The sequence below is a fragment of the Bradyrhizobium sp. i1.15.2 genome, from assembly GCF_040548425.1.
Taxonomy (GTDB): domain Bacteria; phylum Pseudomonadota; class Alphaproteobacteria; order Rhizobiales; family Xanthobacteraceae; genus Bradyrhizobium; species Bradyrhizobium canariense.
In genome coordinates this window covers 1-15522 of the sequence record NZ_JBEPRQ010000030.1, presented here as the reverse complement: position 1 = coordinate 15522, position 15522 = coordinate 1, and the positions used below count along the sequence as shown (strand labels likewise).

The 15522-nt window shown below is 64.9% G+C and carries 17 protein-coding genes and 1 pseudogene; 13 read left to right on the top strand and 5 right to left on the bottom strand.

Going from position 1 to position 15522, the window contains the following annotated elements:
- Positions 1 to 300: 300 nt before the first annotated feature.
- The 9 genes from ABIB80_RS33300 to ABIB80_RS33260 all read left to right on the top strand — a co-directional run bounded on the left by ABIB80_RS33300 (position 301) and on the right by ABIB80_RS33260 (position 9018).
- Complete coding sequence (locus tag ABIB80_RS33300) at positions 301 to 1707, top strand: DegQ family serine endoprotease (RefSeq protein WP_007603053.1); 1407 nt, start codon at positions 301 to 303, stop codon at positions 1705 to 1707.
- Complete coding sequence (locus ABIB80_RS33295; protein WP_007603054.1) at positions 1704 to 3038, top strand: replication-associated recombination protein A; 1335 nt, start codon at positions 1704 to 1706, stop codon at positions 3036 to 3038. Before ABIB80_RS33300 ends, ABIB80_RS33295 begins: the two co-directional genes overlap by 4 nt.
- Before the next feature lie 78 nt (positions 3039 to 3116).
- Complete coding sequence (locus ABIB80_RS33290) at positions 3117 to 3434, top strand: HigA family addiction module antitoxin (protein WP_007603055.1); 318 nt, start codon at positions 3117 to 3119, stop codon at positions 3432 to 3434.
- Positions 3431 to 4648, top strand: coding sequence for an RluA family pseudouridine synthase (locus ABIB80_RS33285; RefSeq protein ID WP_007603056.1), 1218 nt, complete (start codon positions 3431 to 3433; stop codon positions 4646 to 4648). The genes ABIB80_RS33290 and ABIB80_RS33285 overlap by 4 nt, the downstream gene beginning before the upstream one ends.
- A gap of 50 nt (positions 4649 to 4698) precedes the next feature.
- Positions 4699 to 5493 (top strand): ATP12 family chaperone protein, encoded by a 795-nt coding sequence (locus ABIB80_RS33280; RefSeq protein ID WP_007603057.1) that lies wholly within the window; start codon positions 4699 to 4701, stop codon positions 5491 to 5493.
- 54 nt (positions 5494 to 5547) lie between these two features.
- A complete protein-coding gene (gene fliK, locus ABIB80_RS33275) occupies positions 5548 to 7152 on the top strand; it encodes a flagellar hook-length control protein FliK (RefSeq protein WP_007603058.1) in 1605 nt (534 codons plus the stop codon).
- Positions 7149 to 7409 (top strand): EscU/YscU/HrcU family type III secretion system export apparatus switch protein, encoded by a 261-nt coding sequence (locus ABIB80_RS33270; RefSeq protein WP_007603059.1) that lies wholly within the window; start codon positions 7149 to 7151, stop codon positions 7407 to 7409. Before fliK ends, ABIB80_RS33270 begins: the two co-directional genes overlap by 4 nt.
- A 68-nt stretch (positions 7410 to 7477) precedes the next feature.
- A complete protein-coding gene (gene blaOXA / locus ABIB80_RS33265; protein WP_219684091.1) occupies positions 7478 to 8296 on the top strand; it encodes a class D beta-lactamase in 819 nt (272 codons plus the stop codon).
- A gap of 65 nt (positions 8297 to 8361) precedes the next feature.
- A complete protein-coding gene (locus tag ABIB80_RS33260; protein WP_007603060.1) occupies positions 8362 to 9018 on the top strand; it encodes a carboxymuconolactone decarboxylase family protein in 657 nt (218 codons plus the stop codon).
- A gap of 108 nt (positions 9019 to 9126) precedes the next feature.
- Here the strand turns inward: ABIB80_RS33260 and ABIB80_RS33255 are convergent, their stop codons facing one another.
- From ABIB80_RS33255 to ABIB80_RS33245, 3 genes are all read right to left on the bottom strand, one after another.
- On the bottom strand, positions 9127 to 10122 hold the full coding sequence (locus ABIB80_RS33255) for a dienelactone hydrolase family protein (protein ID WP_007603061.1): 996 nt from the start codon (positions 10120 to 10122) through the stop codon (positions 9127 to 9129).
- Between the two features lie 79 nt (positions 10123 to 10201).
- A complete protein-coding gene (locus tag ABIB80_RS33250; RefSeq protein WP_035994713.1) occupies positions 10202 to 10795 on the bottom strand; it encodes a hypothetical protein in 594 nt (197 codons plus the stop codon).
- 150 nt (positions 10796 to 10945) lie between these two features.
- Positions 10946 to 11350, bottom strand: coding sequence for a DUF4260 domain-containing protein (locus ABIB80_RS33245; protein ID WP_354129016.1), 405 nt, complete (start codon positions 11348 to 11350; stop codon positions 10946 to 10948).
- 148 nt (positions 11351 to 11498) lie between these two features.
- Between ABIB80_RS33245 and ABIB80_RS33240 the strand changes: the two genes are divergently transcribed.
- Together ABIB80_RS33240 and ABIB80_RS33235 are read left to right on the top strand one after the other, a co-directional pair.
- Positions 11499 to 13031 (top strand): acyl-CoA carboxylase subunit beta, encoded by a 1533-nt coding sequence (locus ABIB80_RS33240; protein WP_007603066.1) that lies wholly within the window; start codon positions 11499 to 11501, stop codon positions 13029 to 13031.
- A 122-nt stretch (positions 13032 to 13153) separates the two neighbouring features.
- Positions 13154 to 13501 carry a hypothetical protein gene (locus ABIB80_RS33235; RefSeq protein WP_354129015.1) on the top strand — a complete coding sequence of 116 codons (348 nt, stop codon included), beginning with the start codon at positions 13154 to 13156 and terminating at the stop codon, positions 13499 to 13501.
- 10 nt (positions 13502 to 13511) lie between these two features.
- Here the strand turns inward: ABIB80_RS33235 and ABIB80_RS33230 are convergent, their stop codons facing one another.
- Positions 13512 to 13664, bottom strand: coding sequence for a hypothetical protein (locus ABIB80_RS33230; RefSeq protein WP_007603069.1), 153 nt, complete (start codon positions 13662 to 13664; stop codon positions 13512 to 13514).
- A 170-nt stretch (positions 13665 to 13834) separates the two neighbouring features.
- Complete coding sequence (locus ABIB80_RS33225; RefSeq protein WP_354129014.1) at positions 13835 to 14482, bottom strand: glutathione S-transferase family protein; 648 nt, start codon at positions 14480 to 14482, stop codon at positions 13835 to 13837.
- Positions 14483 to 14612: 130 nt separating this feature from the next.
- Here ABIB80_RS33225 and ABIB80_RS33220 point away from each other — a divergent pair.
- Both ABIB80_RS33220 and ABIB80_RS33215 read left to right on the top strand, forming a co-directional pair.
- Positions 14613 to 14928, top strand: a pseudogene (locus ABIB80_RS33220) (hypothetical protein).
- 137 nt (positions 14929 to 15065) lie between these two features.
- Positions 15066 to 15344 (top strand): twin-arginine translocation signal domain-containing protein, encoded by a 279-nt coding sequence (locus ABIB80_RS33215; RefSeq protein WP_354129013.1) that lies wholly within the window; start codon positions 15066 to 15068, stop codon positions 15342 to 15344.
- Positions 15345 to 15522: the final 178 nt, after the last annotated feature.

Here is a 15522-nt window from a genome sequence, read left to right as displayed (position 1 = left end):
TCGTTTGACGAACTTCCCCAAGTCGCTGGCGGAGAGCCTAGGTGTGATCGATGACTGCCCCGCGACGCTGCGCCCGGTTGCGCGGTTCCCACTGGTGTAAATTCGCCGCAACCGAATCCGCCTTGCACCACCATGCAAGATGACGCACATCATGCCAATCCACAGCCCCGGCAAATTGCCATTTCGCACGCACAGCTTGCAGGCCGGACACACCAAAAAGGGGGGCGAATATGGCGCCGGGCGCCCTTCTATTGGGGGGCGAACGCGCCTATATTCCGGCGTCTTTTCCAAGAGGTAGGAATGTTTCGATCGACCTGGACCGCCGTCGTCACGGCACTGTGCATAGCCTTTTCGGCCAACTTCAATCCGGCCGCCGCGCAGGACCGCCGAGTGCCGTCCTCGCCCGCCGAACTGCGGCTGTCCTATGCGCCGATCGTGCAGCGGGTGCAGCCGGCGGTCGTCAACGTCTATGCCGCCAAGGTGGTGCAGAACCGCAACCCGCTGCTCGACGACCCGATCTTCCGCCGCTTCTTCGGCGTGCCTGGCCAGCAGCAGGAGCAGGTGCAGCGCTCGCTCGGTTCGGGCGTGATCGTCGATGCGTCCGGGCTCGTCGTCACCAACGTCCATGTCATCGAAGGCGCCGACCAGGTCAAGGTGTCGCTGTCGGACAAGCGTGAGTTCGAGGCCGAGATCGTGCTGAAGGACTCTCGCAGCGATCTCGCGGTGCTGCGTCTGAAGGACACCAAGGAGAAGTTTCCGGCTCTCGAATTCACCAATTCGGACGAGCTGCTGGTCGGCGACGTCGTGATGGCGATCGGCAATCCCTTCGGCGTCGGCCAGACCGTGACTCACGGCATCATCTCGGCCTTGGCGCGCACGCAGGTCGGTATCACCGACTACCAGTTCTTCATCCAGACCGACGCGGCGATCAATCCCGGCAATTCCGGCGGCGCGTTGGTCGACATGAACGGCAGGCTCGCGGGCATCAACACCGCGATCTATTCGCGCTCCGGCGGCTCGCAGGGCATCGGCTTCGCCATCCCCGCCAACATGGTGCGCGTCGTCGTCGCCTCCGCCAAGGGCGGGGGCAAGGCGGTGAAGCGGCCCTGGTTAGGGGCGAAATTGCAGGCGGTGACGCCGGAGATCGCCGAGAGCCTCGGGCTGCGTTCGCCGACCGGTGCGCTGGTCGCAAGCGTCGTTCCGAACGGACCGGCGGCGAAGGCCGGGCTGAAATCCTCCGACCTGATCGTCTCGATCGACGGCCAGACCGTGGATGATCCCAACGCCTTCGACTATCGTTTCGCCACACGGCCGCTCGGCGGCACGGCGCAGATCGACGTGCAGCGCGGCGGCAAGCCGATTAAGCTGACGGTGGCGCTGGACGCCGCGCCCGATGCCGGCCGCAACGAGCTCGTCATTACCGCGCGCTCGCCTCTCCAAGGCGCGAAGGTCTCGACCATCACCCCGGCGCTCGCCGACGAGCTGCATTTGGATGCCGACACCGAAGGCGTCGTGGTCACCGATCTCGGCGGCGACAGCGCGGCCGCGAATGTCGGCTTCCAGAAGGGCGACGTCATCCTGGCGGTCAACAACCAAAAGATCAGCAAGACCAGCGATCTCGAAAAGGCGGCGGCCGAGCGCCAGCGCATCTGGCGCATCACGCTGGTGCGCGGCGGCCAGCAGATCAACGTCACGCTGGGCGGATGAGTCCGAAACGACCACAGGAGACGCCAACTCTCTTCGCCGCGGCGGGGCTCGATCACGAGGCTCCGCATCCGCTGCCGGATCGGCTGCGGCCGCGCGCGCTCTCGGAGGTCGTCGGCCAGGATCACATCCTGGGTCCCGACGGCGCGCTGACGCGCATGCTGGAGACGCGCACGCTGGGCTCGCTGGTGTTCTGGGGCCCGCCCGGCACCGGCAAGACCACGGTGGCGCGGCTGCTCGCGGACGCCACCGATCTGCATTTCGAGCAGATCTCCGCGGTGTTCTCCGGCGTCGCCGATTTGAAGAAGGCCTTTGAGGCGGCGCGTGCACGCCGCGAGATGGGCAAGGGCACGCTGCTGTTCGTCGACGAGGTGCATCGCTTCAACCGCGCCCAGCAGGATTCGTTTCTGCCCGTCATGGAAGATGGCACAGTGGTGATGGTCGGCGCTACCACCGAAAATCCGTCATTCGAGCTCAACGCGGCGCTTCTGTCCCGGGCGCGCGTGCTGGTGTTTCGCTCGCTCGACGCGGCCGCGATCGAAAAGCTGTTTGCGCATGCCGAGGAGGTCGAGGGCCGCAAGCTGCCCCTCGACGAGGAAGCGCGCGCCGTGCTGGTGCGCATGGCCGATGGCGACGGCCGCGCGTCGCTGACGCTCGTCGAGGAAGTCTGGCGCGCCGCGCGCAAGGACGAGATTTTCGACGCCGCGCAGTTGCAGGAGATTTTGCAGCGCCGCGCGCCGATCTACGACAAGTCGGCCGACGGCCATTACAATTTGATCTCGGCGCTGCATAAGTCGGTGCGGGGCTCCGATCCCGATGCCGCGCTGTATTATCTCGCGCGCATGCTCGATGCCGGCGAGGATCCGCTGTTTCTGGCCCGCCGCGTCGTGCGCATGGCTGTCGAGGATATAGGGCTTGCCGATCCGCAGGCGCTGGTCATCGCCAACGCCGCCAAGGATGCCTTCGACTTCCTCGGTCATCCCGAGGGCGAGCTCGCGATCGCGCAGGCGGTGGTCTATCTCGCCACCGCACCGAAATCGAATGCCGTCTACACCGCCTTCGGCAAGGCGATGCAGGTCGCAAAGCAGGCCGGCTCGCTGCTGCCGCCGAAACACATCCTCAACTCGCCGACCAAGCTGATGAAGTCGGAAGGCTACGGCGCATCTTACGAATACGACCATGACGCCCCCGACGCCTTCTCCGGCCAGGATTACTTCCCGGATGCGCTGGGCCGCCAGACCTTTTACGACCCGCCCGACCGCGGGTTCGAGCGGGAGATCAGGAAGCGGCTGGATTATTGGGCGAAGTTGCGGAAGGAGCGGGGTGGGGCCTAACCCTTTCGGGCTTGCTGCAGGGTTCGATTTACGGTTTACGTAACGCGTAATTCACGCTAGTCCGGCCAAGAAATCGCCATGCCCCGCACGCCCATACATCCCGGTGAACACCTTGCCGAAGAACTGCGACAACTCGGCATCTCCGCCGCAGAACTCGCGCGTCAGGTCGATGTACCCGTGAACCGGATCACCGGCATCATCAATGGACAGCGCGGAATCACGGCCGATACGGCGTTGCGTCTTGGTCACTGGTTCGACACCAGCCCGCAGTTCTGGATGGACCTGCAGCAGCAATATGAGCTGCGCCTCGCGGAAGAAGAGGTGGGGGCGCAGGTTGCGTCGCTGCCGCGCCGCGCGACGGTGCAGTCGACACGAAAGCTTGGAAAAACCGCATGAGCCGCCGCATCAAGAGAATGAACCCGAAACCTCGCGAGCGCGACGAGCGCAAGGAGGCGCGTCCGTTCAAGGCGCGCAGCGCCAAGGCGGCGGGGCCGCGGCCTGGGGCGAAGCCAGGCGGGAAGCCGCCGCGATTTGCGGCCGAGCGCAACGAACGGCGCGCGCCCAAAGCTGTTGTGCAGGAAACGCCGGTTGCTGCAAAGCCCGTCGAGGCATTGCTGCCGACCAAGGTGCAGACCGTCAAGGTGACAGCCGACGAGAACAACATGCGCGTCGATCGCTTCCTTGAAGCGCACTTTCCCGGCCTCTCATTCTCCCACATCCAGCGCGTCGTTCGCAAAGGCGAGCTGCGCGTCGACGGCAAGCGCGTCGACAGCAAGGACCGCCTGGAGGAGGGTCAGAGCGTCCGCATTCCGCCGTTGAAGCTCGACACGCCGAAGGCACCCAACCCGCAGTCGGAGGCGGCGCAAAAGACGCTTGCCGCGCTGAAGGAGATGACGATCTATGAGGACGACGACGTTCTCGTCCTGAACAAACCGGCCGGTCTCGCCGTGCAGGGCGGCTCGGGCATGACGCGACACATCGACCAGATGCTGGAGGTGATGCGCGATTCCAAGGGCCAGAAGCCGCGCCTCGTGCATCGCATCGACAGGGAGACGTCGGGCTGTCTCCTGGTCGCCAAGACGCGCTTTGCCGCCTCGCATCTGACCGGCGCGTTCCGTTCGCGGTCGGCGCGAAAAACCTATTGGGCGCTGGTGCCGGGGCTACCGAAGCCGAAGCAGGGCCGCATCTCGACATTCCTTGCCAAGGAAGAGAGCGAGGACGACACCATCATGCGCATCGCCCAGCATGGCGACGAGGGCGCAAGCCACGCTGTGACATACTATGCGGTGGTCGAGACCGCCGGCAACAAGCTGACCTGGGTGTCGCTGAAGCCGGTGACGGGGCGCACCCACCAGCTGCGCGCCCACATGGAACATATCGGCCACCCCATCGTCGGCGATCCCAAATATTTCAACATCGAGAACTGGCAGCTGCCGGGCGGCCTGCAAAACCGGCTGCACCTGCTGGCACGCCGCATCGTCATCCCGCATCCGCGCGGCGGCTTCATCGATGCCACCGCGCCGCTGCCGCAGCACATGCAGCAGTCGTGGAACCTGCTCGGACTCGACGCAAGCCGGTTTGATCCGATCGAGAACGCGCCTGAAGAGTAGTTGAACGGGGGCGGTTGAAGGGTTGGTGACTGGGCAGGGACCGAAACAAGATGCGCGAATTGTTCGATGAAGCTGCGGGGCGATCCCCGCTCGATCCGCAGGAGTTGGTCCGCCAGGCCACGCGCGTGCCGTTGCGCAAGCGTTTCTACAAGGAGGCAGGGGTAACCGAGGCCGAGGACGGCTTCGCCATCACCCTCGATGGCAAGGCGATCCGAACGCCCTCCGGGCGCCAGGTGGTGATCCCCTCGCGCGCGCTGGCCGACGCAGTGGCTGCCGAGTGGGCGGATCAGAACGAGACGATCAAGCCCATGACCATGCCGCTGACGCGGATCGCCAACAGCGTGGTCGAGGGCGTCGTCGACCGCGTCGATCTGGTCACGGACGACCTCGCAAAATACCTCCAGTCCGATCTGCTGTTTTATCGCGCCGGCCATCCCGAGGGACTTGTCGCCCGGGAGGCCGCGCATTGGGACCCCGTGCTGTTCTGGGCCGCGGAGACGCTCGGCGCGCATTTCATCCTGTCCGAAGGCGTCATGCATGTTACGCAGCCGGAGGAGGCGCTCCAGGCCGCGCGTGCGGCGCTGCCGGGGGATGCCTGGTCGGTCGCCGCGCTCCACGTGATCACCACGCTCACCGGCTCGGCCCTGCTGGCGCTGGCACTAGCCCATGGCGTACGCGACGCCGATCAGGTCTGGGCGGCGGCTTATGTCGACGAGGACTGGAATGCCGAGAAATGGGGCGTGGACGAGGAGGCGGCGGGCCGCCGCGCAGCCCGCCTGCGGGATTTCGAGGCTGCCGTGGCGGTTTTGGCCGCTGTGAAGCCGCCTGCGGCCAAAGGTCCTTAACGAGAGGTTTACGACGCAGGCGTTAGGGTGGCCCGTGCTCCAGGGCCCCTCGCGATGCCGACGCCGATAAGCTCGATTCTTCCCGTCAGTGCCGCCAGCCCTGTTGCTGACGCGGCGACGCCCGATCTTGTGCTGCAGGCCGGCAGCGTGGTCGACGCCAGAGTGGTCAGCGTGCTCGCCGATAATCTGGTGCGGATCGCGATCGCCAACCTCTCGATGGATGTGATGTCCGAGGTGTCGCTGACACCGGGACAAAATCTCCAGCTTGCGGTGTCGCAGAACGGCGGCACCATCCGGCTCGCCGTCATGGGCGGCGCCGGCGAGGCGACCGCCGATCAGGTCACGCTGACGCCGGCTGCGGCCTCGCTGGTTGACAGCCCCTCGCTTGCTCCGTCGGCGAGCGCGGGACGCAACGTGCTGACGCCATCGGAGCAGGTCGCCGTTACCGCAGCTTCGGCCGAGGCGGTCACAAAGCAGGGCAGCCAGGCGCCGCTGTTCGCCAATCTGGCCGCGGTCGTCACCGGCAGCGATCTTCCGGCGGGGCTGAAGCAGGCGATGCTGGGCGTGCTGGCGCAGCAGACGCCGCTCAACACCGGGCTCGATGGCGGCGATATCGAATCCGCCTTCCAGAAGTCCGGGCTGCTCCTCGAGGCCTCGCTCGCCGCAGGCGTGACGCCGTCCTCCGGAACGATGCCGGATTTGAAAGCCGCGCTGCTGGTGCTGCGGCAGACTCTGACAACGCTCGAGACGGCGCCACAGGCGCAAGGTGCCGCCCTTCCAGCTGATACCGTGGCGGCACCGCAGGTCGCTGTCGCGCAGACGCAGGCTGCACAGGCCGCATTGACCGCAACCGAACCTGAGATCGCCCAATCACCGCAAATGCCGCGCAGCGCCAATCTCGTAGCCTCTGTGTTGGCGGACATCGCTGGCGGTGCGCCGCAGGCCTCGATGCCGCGGACCATGACCGCAGGCCTTGCCGCCAGTCTCCTGCAAGAGATCACGCAAAACCTGCCGCGCATGATGGGGAACGTGCCGGGCTCGAACAAGGCCGTGCCCGACGGACATATTTTCGAGGCCGCCGCGCGCGCGACGCCACCACCGGTTCGCGGCGCGCTGCCGTCGCCGCAATCCATCGCCTCGCCGTCACTCGTACCGGATACGCCGCTCGCTGCCACCGTGCATCGCCTGCTCGACGACACCGATGCAGCGATCGCGCGCCAGACCTTGCTGCAGGTTGCTTCGCTCCCCGATCGCACCGACGCCGGCGGTCACAGGATCGATCCGACCGTGCCGCAGTGGAATTTCGAGATTCCATTCGCAACGCCGCAGGGCACGGCAATGGCGCAGTTCGAGATCTCGCGCGACGGCGGCAATGAATCCGCCGATCCCGCCAAGCGCGCCTGGCGCGCGCGCTTCACGCTCAATGTCGAGCCGGCCGGCCCCGTGCACGCTTTGATTACTCTGAACGGTGACAAGACCTTCGTGCGGATGTGGGCGGAGCGGCCGGCGACCGCACAGCAGCTCCGCGCCGGAATCGGCGAGCTCAACCAGGCCCTGACCAGGGCCGAGCTCAAGCCCGGCGACATCCTGGTCCGCGATGGCACCCCGCCGCAGCCCACACCGGCCCGTGCCGGCCACTTCCTGGATCGCGCCACATGAGCGACCCGTCGAAGCTTGCGATTGCGCTCCATTACGAGAAGGGCAGCAACGCGCCTGTCGTCGTCGCCAAGGGCAAGGGCACGATCGGCGAAAAAATCGTCGAGATCGCCAAGGCCAACGACATCCCGATCGAGGAGAACGAGATCCTGGCCGGCGCGCTCTCCAAGGTCGAACTCGGCGAGGAGATCCCGCCCGACCTCTACAAGGCCGTCGCCGAAGTACTGGTGTTCGTGCTGCGGCTGTCGGGCAGGCGGTAGCTGTCATCGTTTCACCACGATAACGGCTTCATGGTCGGGTCCATTTTATCGTTCAACGGACATCGCTCTTGCTCACCCGCCGTTCGACTCTCGGTCTTCTCGCCGCAGCCGCGATCCTGCCATCGCGCGCACTCGCTCACGTCGCGCCGCCGCGCAACGAGATCCGTGACAGCCTTGCAAAGCGCTTCACCGACCTCAACACGGCCGGGACGTTCGTCGGCTACAAGGTCGAGGACTATCTGATCGTCGCCAGCGACAAGGAACGTTCGGGCGAGGCGAAGCTGCCGGCTTCGACCTTCAAGATTCCGAACTCGCTGATCGCGCTCGAAACTGGCGTCGTCACTGACCCCGACAAGGACGTATTTCCCTGGGATGGCGTGAAGCGTCCGATCGAGGCCTGGAACAAGGACCACACGCTGCGCAGCGCGATTCTCGTGAGCGCGGTGCCGGTCTATCAGGAGATCGCGCGCCGGATCGGGCAAGAGCGCATGCAGAAATACGTCGATCTGTTCGACTACGGCAATCGCGACATCGGCGGCGGCATCGACCAATTCTGGCTCACCGGCGCCTTGCGCATCGATCCGGTCGAGCAGGTCGATTTCGTCGACCGGCTGCGCCGTCGCGCGCTGCCGATCTCGAAACGCAGCCAGGATCTCGTCGCTGACATCCTGCCGGTGACCAAGGTCGGCGATAGCGTCATTCGCGCCAAGTCCGGGCTGCTTGGTGCAGAGCGCGGCGAGCCGTCGCTTGGCTGGATGGTGGGCTGGGCCGAGAAGGGCGAAGCGCACACCGTGTTCGCGCTCAATATGGACTGCAAGGAGCCGCGTCTGGTCGGTGAGCGCATGCCGCTGACGCAAGCCTGCCTTGCCGAGATCGGCGCGATCTAGCGCTACCGCGCGAGCGCCGCTCGACTAGCATCCTCCGGGTCAAGAAAAAACCGGGAGGACACAACATGAACTCAACGCCGCTCTGGCTGTCGTCGCTGACGCTTGCTGCCGCGGGCGGCTGGCTCGCCGCTACGATGTTTGCCGCTCCCGCCACCAGCAGGGAGCCGCGCTTTCCGCAGCTCACGATGGACCAGCTCGACGCCAAGCAGAAGCCGCTCGGCGAGCAGATCATGAAGGTCTCGAGCGTGGGCATCGGCGGGCCCTACAATCCGATGATCCGCAGCCCGGTGCTCGGCCAGCGTCTGTTTGACCTGTTCCACTATCTGCGCTGGGAGACCTCGGTCCCGACAAAACTCAACGAGTTCGCGATCCTGATCATCGGGCGGCAATGGCGCTCGCAGGTCGAATGGTACGCCCATGCGCCGCTCGCGGCGAAGGCGGGCCTGTCGCCCGACGTCATCGCGGAGCTGATGGCCAATAAGCGGCCTGCGAACATGGCCGAGGACGAGGCCGTGGTCTACGATTTCGTCACTGAGCTCACCACGACGAAGAAGATCGGCGACGAAACCTTTGCGCGCGCGAAGAAGGTGTTCGATGACCAGCAGATCGTCGACCTTACCGCGGTCGCCGGCAATTACGTGATGGTCGCGATGCTGCTGGCAATGGCGGAGGAGACCGTGCCGCCGGACAAGCAGGAGCCGTTCAAGCCGGGCGAGCCGTAAGAGCGCGTCATTGCGAGGAGCGAAGCGACGAAGCAATCCAGACTGCCGCTGCGGAAAGATTCTGGATTGCTTCGCTGCGTTCGCAATGACGGAGTATGTCGCGCTGGCCTAACCCAGCTTGAACAGCGCCTGCAAAAACTCCACCACGGCCTTGCGCGACTCGGCGGCAGTCGCGGGATTGCCGCCGACATGCGGATTGAGCTCGACGCAGGAATCCTTGTACGTGAATGGCGCTTTCGTATCGGCGTTCATCAGCACGCCGCCATCGCCTTCCTTGATCTGGCAGCTGCGTACCGTCTGCGCGCCCGTGGACACGGCAACCGTATTGACGCCGAGCAGCCCACTGTCAAAACCATGCGCGCTGTCGGGGTATTCGGTCAGCACCACGTCGCGGCCGGCCGTCTTGAGCCGCTCAACGAAAGCCTTGCAGCTCTTGACGGGATTGTAGTCGTCGGGCGTGCCGTGAAAGATGCGGATCGGGCGCACGGCGACGTCCGTGTCGTTCTGATAGGTCGTCGAGCAGTCGGGGTAGAACGGAATGTAGGCGGCGAACTGGATGCCGGACTTGTTCCAGAGCTTGTGGAAGCGCTCGAGGCTCGCATAGAGCGTCGCCTGTCCGCCGCGTGAAAAGCCCATCAGCACGATGCGATCAGGATCGACGCGGGGATGTTTTGCGAGGATCTCCAGCGAGCGGTAGATGTCGATGACGAGGTTGAGCCGGCCGAGCAGAGCCTGGTTCGGCCCCACCACCGTCAGCCCGCGGCCGGTAAAGCCGTCGATCACGAAGGTCGAGATGCCCATGGCGTTGAACGCGTGCACCCAGGCTTCGGTGGTGGTGCCGACGCCGCTCGAGCCGTGCATCAGCACCACGACGGGGAGTTTTCCGCTGCCTTGCGCCACGCGGAGTTCGCCTGCGACCGTCACCGGCTTGCCGGCCGCGGCGTCGCCGCTCAGGAATTGCTGGTCGGAGAGGGTGAGCGAGGGGATCGGGTAGATCTCGGCGCGGGTGGCGACTTCCCTGGGAAGCGATTGCGCGTTGGCGCAAATGCCGACGAACAGCGTTGAAATGCAGAGCGCCATGGCGACGCGGAATGCCGTCGGCATCGGATCCTCCCCCGTGATTTTCAGTGAGTAGAACAACAGGCCTGCGCGCTGTCAAATTGACGCAAGCCGGCGGTTCGCCTCAGGCGGGATCGACCTTCTTCACCGTCAGCGCCTGGTCGATCGCAAAACCGCCAATCTCGCTCATCGCCTGCGAGATCACGTCGCCCTTGCGGGCAAAGCCGGCGAAGAGGAAATCGAACTGGGTGCGCGCCAGCCGCAGCACCTCGATCGGCACGGAGATTGCGGTCTCGTTGAAGCTGTCGACCGAGGCGTGCAGCGTTTCCAGCTCGCTTGTGAGCTGGCCGATATGGCTCTCGGCGTGCTGCATCAGGCCGACAAGCTTGCCGCGCTCGGCATCGAATGCCGCGCGCTCGGCCGCCGCGGCCGAGGTGACCTCGGCAAGCTGGCTGCGCAGCCCGTCGATTTGCTTGACCATGGCGTCGGACGCCATCTCACCGGCCTCGCGCAGCTCGCTGTTGCGCGTGTTCTCTTCGTGCTCCCGGTGATAGAGGCGTTCCGCCGACATCGCCCGTTGCGTCAGCGACTCGATCAGCGCGGCCGCGCGCAGCAGCATCTCGCCGTTCCGCCCCGACACCATGCTGGCCATGCGCCGCAGGAAGTCCGTGGTTTCGGACGATGGGTTCGGCGGCAGGGGAACGACCGTCGCGGACATGGGGTGATGCTTGCAGCCGGAAATGATGACCGCCGCCGTACCGACTGAGCTCACGCAACATTCGGCGCCTGATCGTAAACGTGAGCAAGCCTGAATCGGCAGGTCCGGTCAACCGGAGCGGGCCGCCAAATTTACGGGCAGCGCGTGGGGTCAGGTATCCTTCTGCCGGCCGATCCGGCCGAGATGGGTGAAGCCGAACCCGGCCGAATATTTCAGGCCATAGCCCAGTGCCCGGTCGAGGCCGATATGGGCGAGCCAGATCAAGGCGATGGACAGGGTGAGCGGCGAGGCGAGGCCGAAGCCGAGCGTCAGCAGCGCGACCGGCGCCATGTAGCTGTGGGCGGCGTTGTAGACCATCGCGCCGAGTTTGGCGTCCGACAGATATGCCAGGAAGCTGAGATCGGGGACGAAGAACAGCAGGGCGAACACGAGCCATGAGCCGTCCCAGGCCCAGTAGAGCATCACCATCCCCACAAACAGGGTCAGGCCCTCCAGCCGCAGCAGGATGTTGACGCCGCCCGTCGCCGCGCCGGTCTCAGCCGTTCCTTCGGTCATGCTCGTCTCCCAGGCAAAACTTTGTAATTCCTTGCGCTTTCCCGCTGCGGCAAGGCAGCCCTGCGGGACCGAAAGCCGCTTCCCGGCCCGCAAAATGCCGTGTTAGAACCCCGGCAATCGCATTTAGGCTAAGAACTGGCGGGAGCAAATGAAGAATATCCTGGACGCCCTTGAAGACCGTCGCGCCGGCGCAAAGCTCGGCGGCGGTGAGAAGCGCATCGAGGCGCAGCACGCCCGCGGCAAGCTGACCGCGCGTGAGCGTATCGAGCTCTTGCTCGACAAGGGATCGTTCGAGGAATTCGATATGTTCGTCGAGCACCGCTCCACCGAGTTCGGCATGGAGAAGAACAAGGTGCCCGGCGACGGCGTGGTCACCGGCTGGGGCACCGTCAACGGCCGCAAGACTTTTGTGTTCGCCAAGGACTTTACGGTGTTCGGCGGCTCGCTCTCGGAAACGCACGCGCTGAAGATCACGAAACTCCAGGACATGGCGATGAAGGCGCGTGCGCCCATCATCGGCCTCTATGATGCGGGGGGCGCCCGCATCCAGGAAGGCGTCGCAGCGCTCGCCGGCTATTCCTACGTGTTCCGCCGCAACGTGCTCGCCTCCGGCGTGATCCCGCAGATCTCCGTCATCATGGGCCCCTGCGCCGGCGGCGACGTCTATTCGCCTGCGATGACCGACTTCATCTTCATGGTGAAGAACACCAGCTACATGTTCGTCACCGGCCCGGACGTGGTGAAGACCGTCACCAACGAGGTCGTCACGGCGGAAGAGCTCGGCGGTGCCTCGGTGCACGCCACGCGCTCCTCAATAGCCGACGGCGCCTTCGAGAACGACGTCGAGACGCTGTTGCAGATGCGGCGCCTGATCGACTTCCTGCCGTCCAACAACACCGACGGCGTGCCGGAATGGCCGAGCTTCGACGACATCGGCCGGGTCGACATGTCGCTCGACACGCTGATCCCCGACAATCCGAACAAGCCCTACGACATGAAGGAGCTGATCCTCAAGGTCGTGGACGAGGGCGACTTCTTCGAGATCGCGGACGCTTTTGCCAAGAACATCGTCACCGGCTTCGGCCGCATCGCGGGCCGGACGGTAGGCTTCGTCGCCAACCAGCCGATGGTGCTCGCCGGCGTGCTCGACTCTGACGCCTCGCGCAAGGCGGCGCGCTTCGTGCGTTTCTGCGATGCCTTCAACATCCCGATCGTCACCTTCGTCGACGTGCCGGGCTTCCTGCCCGGCACCGCGCAGGAATATGGCGGCCTGATCAAGCACGGCGCCAAGCTGCTGTTTGCGTACTCGCAGTGCACCGTGCCGCTGGTCACCATCATCACTCGAAAAGCCTATGGCGGCGCCTTCGACGTCATGGCCTCCAAGGAGATCGGCGCCGACATGAACTATGCCTGGCCAACCGCCCAGATCGCGGTGATGGGCGCCAAGGGCGCGGTCGAGATCATCTTCCGCGCCGACATCGGCGACCCCGACAAGATCGCCGCGCGCACCAAGGAATACGAAGACCGCTTCCTGTCGCCCTTCATCGCGGCCGAGCGCGGCTACATCGACGACGTCATCATGCCGCACTCGACCCGCAAGCGGATCGCGCGGGCGCTGTCGATGCTGAAGGACAAGAAGGTGGAAACGCCGGCGAAGAAGCACGACAATTTGCCGTTGTAGAGCGCACTTGTAGCCCGGATGAGCGTAGCGACATCCGGGTTTTCTATCCAAGTCCCGCATGTCGCTTCGCTCATGCGGGCTACTGATTCTGTTTCTGAGTTGGCATCCCCGATCCAAATCCAATGACCGACAGCGATCCGACCGACGCCATTTCCGACATCGAAGCGCGTATCGAGGCTTTGGCCGAGATTGCCGAGCGCTGCCGGAAGTACATCCTGGCATCCAAGCTCGCGATCGGTGGCGGGGCTGCGCTGTTGCTGATCACGATCCTCGGCTTGTTCGGGATGGGTCAGACCGCCGCGCTCGGATCGATCGCTCTGGTGCTCGGCGGGATCGTCTCGCTTGGTTCGAACGTCAGCACGCTGCGGCAGACGGAGGGTGCGATCGGTGATGCGGAGGCGCTTCGGTCTCAACTGATCAGCCGCATCGACCTTCGCGTGGTCGCGGATGCGCCGATGAAGCTCGTGTAACTGAGCAGCCTTACGCCGCAACCCTGCGCGACAGCACCTGCAGCTCCTCGCGGCATTCGGCTGCGAACGCCTGAAGCTGCTCCGCGGTTTGCCGGTCGAGGATCGCTTTTGCCAGTCTTTCGGCGCGGGCAAGCTGGTCTCTGAGATATGCGATGCGGGCCATGTGTCACCTTCCGCAGGGTTGATTTGATGGCCGAGCCTACGGCCGCCGTCGGGCTAGTTATGTGCGGAGCATCACGTTCGGTGCGTAGGGTGGATTAGCGACAGCGTAATCCACCAAGGTTCATCGGATAGGGAAGTGGCGGATTACGCTTCGCTAATCCGCCCTACGAACTACGAACGCGCCGCGTCCGCCGCGGCGAAATGCGCCATCTGGTCGGCGTGGGCCTTGGCGAAGGCCGGGCGGGCGGTGGCGCGCGCGACGTAGGCGCGGCAGGCCGGATGCTCCGTGAGCCCGTCGAAATGATCGACGAGGCGCAGCACGTCCGCCATCAGGATGTCGGCGACGGAGAACGTGCCTGCCAGCCATTCGCGGTTGGCCAGCACCGCCTCCATGTGCTGGAGGCGGAGTTTGAGGAAGTCGTCCACGAATTTCCACGCCGCCGTGGTCGGATGTCCCATGAACTTCGACATCCCCCAGGGCAGGCTTGCCATCTCCACCGAATTGAGTGCGGCGAACAGCCATTTCGTCGTCTCGGCGCGGCCGCGCGGGTCTTTGGGCATCAGCTTCTCGCTGCGGTCGCCAAGATGCAACAGAATCGCGCCGGTCTCGAAGATGGAGATGTCGCCGTCGGTCAGCCATGGCACCTGGCCGAACGGCTGGTGCGCGAGATGCGCAGCGCCGCGGTCGTCGAACGGCACGCTGGCGACGCGATAGGGCAGGGCGGCTTCTTCCAGGGCCCAGCGCACGCGAAGATCGCGCACCCAGCCTCGCGGTGGTTCGGGAACCCAATTGAAAGTGGTCAGGGTGAGGTCGGCCATTTGCTGTCTCCGTGTCCTGGTTCGAAGCAAAGGACGAGCGAAGGGCGCACATTCCGACACCGGTGCCACTCTTTTTTGTCGTCCGCGACGTCACCGGCTGGTCTCACCCCAAACAACAGAAGCAAATCCGATGCCGTCAGCCTTCTTCGTCGTCCGCGCCATCGTCCCCGATGCCCGGCAGGCGCGCCGCCTTTGACAGATGGTACGAGACGGAATATCTGCCCGACGCGGTGAAGGCGTTCGGTGTGGCTAAGGCCTGGCGGTTCTGAAGCCTCGACGATCCGCCACTGCATCAGGCGATGTATCAGTTCGAGAGCGAGGCTGCGCTGCACGCCATGTTGAAGGGCGATGCGCTGACGCAGCTGGTGGCCGATTTCAACCGCGATTGGCCCGACGTGACGCGCACGCGCGAGTTGCTGGTGCTGGCGCAGGAGTTTGGGAAATAGAGCACCGGGCTACGGCGCTGCGAATCCTCCCTGTCACCTGCGCAACGAAGCTGAACGCGCGATTCAGCTTCGGTTCATGTCGTCGCCGCGACACTTCCTCTGCATCACTGGCACGACCATCCAAGAGGAAAGAAGTCATGGAGCGCCGGAACTTTTTAAAATTTGCAATCGGTGTCGCGGCCGGAGCTGCCGCGTTCACCACTGCCGCACAGGCCGCGCCGCTGGCGCCGCAGCCGCTCGGTGATGGCAGGATGCCGCAAGGTAATCCCGACGCTCATCCCGCAGTCACCAGCAGCGAAGAGGCCGCGCAGTTGAAGCCGGAGCAGGTGCACTGGCACGGCCATCACCGTCATTGGGGTTGGCGCCGCCGTCACTGGGGCTGGCATCGCCGGCGCTGGCACCGCCGCCATTGGTAAGCTTCGCGCTAAGCGAGGCTCGAACGGGGACCGCGATCACGGTCCCCGTTCTGATTCGAAGCATCCCGGTGCGACGTCAGGCGCTCTGAGCCTCCCCTAAATCGGTGGACACCTATAGCTTAGACAGCAAGAGGTGTCAGATGACGAAACGGCAGCGACGTTCTTATTCGGACGAGTA

What these genes read in the sequence shown, in the direction of transcription:
- ABIB80_RS33245 (WP_354129016.1), bottom strand. Translation starts at nt 11,350, where the DNA reads ATGACCGAAGGAACGGCTGAGACCGGCGCGGCGACGGGCGGCGTCAAC.
- ABIB80_RS33280 (WP_007603057.1), top strand. Translation starts at nt 4,699, where the DNA reads ATGCGCGAATTGTTCGATGAAGCTGCGGGGCGATCCCCGCTCGATCCG.
- ABIB80_RS33225 (WP_354129014.1), bottom strand. Translation starts at nt 14,482, where the DNA reads ATGGCCGACCTCACCCTGACCACTTTCAATTGGGTTCCCGAACCACCG.
- ABIB80_RS33300 (WP_007603053.1), top strand. Translation starts at nt 301, where the DNA reads ATGTTTCGATCGACCTGGACCGCCGTCGTCACGGCACTGTGCATAGCC.
- ABIB80_RS33235 (WP_354129015.1), top strand. Translation starts at nt 13,154, where the DNA reads ATGACCGACAGCGATCCGACCGACGCCATTTCCGACATCGAAGCGCGT.
- ABIB80_RS33240 (WP_007603066.1), top strand. Translation starts at nt 11,499, where the DNA reads ATGAAGAATATCCTGGACGCCCTTGAAGACCGTCGCGCCGGCGCAAAG.
- ABIB80_RS33290 (WP_007603055.1), top strand. Translation starts at nt 3,117, where the DNA reads ATGCCCCGCACGCCCATACATCCCGGTGAACACCTTGCCGAAGAACTG.
- ABIB80_RS33260 (WP_007603060.1), top strand. Translation starts at nt 8,362, where the DNA reads ATGAACTCAACGCCGCTCTGGCTGTCGTCGCTGACGCTTGCTGCCGCG.
- ABIB80_RS33230 (WP_007603069.1), bottom strand. Translation starts at nt 13,664, where the DNA reads ATGGCCCGCATCGCATATCTCAGAGACCAGCTTGCCCGCGCCGAAAGA.
- ABIB80_RS33255 (WP_007603061.1), bottom strand. Translation starts at nt 10,122, where the DNA reads ATGCCGACGGCATTCCGCGTCGCCATGGCGCTCTGCATTTCAACGCTG.
- ABIB80_RS33250 (WP_035994713.1), bottom strand. Translation starts at nt 10,795, where the DNA reads ATGTCCGCGACGGTCGTTCCCCTGCCGCCGAACCCATCGTCCGAAACC.
- ABIB80_RS33285 (WP_007603056.1), top strand. Translation starts at nt 3,431, where the DNA reads ATGAGCCGCCGCATCAAGAGAATGAACCCGAAACCTCGCGAGCGCGAC.
- ABIB80_RS33215 (WP_354129013.1), top strand. Translation starts at nt 15,066, where the DNA reads ATGGAGCGCCGGAACTTTTTAAAATTTGCAATCGGTGTCGCGGCCGGA.
- fliK (WP_007603058.1), top strand. Translation starts at nt 5,548, where the DNA reads ATGCCGACGCCGATAAGCTCGATTCTTCCCGTCAGTGCCGCCAGCCCT.
- ABIB80_RS33270 (WP_007603059.1), top strand. Translation starts at nt 7,149, where the DNA reads ATGAGCGACCCGTCGAAGCTTGCGATTGCGCTCCATTACGAGAAGGGC.
- ABIB80_RS33295 (WP_007603054.1), top strand. Translation starts at nt 1,704, where the DNA reads ATGAGTCCGAAACGACCACAGGAGACGCCAACTCTCTTCGCCGCGGCG.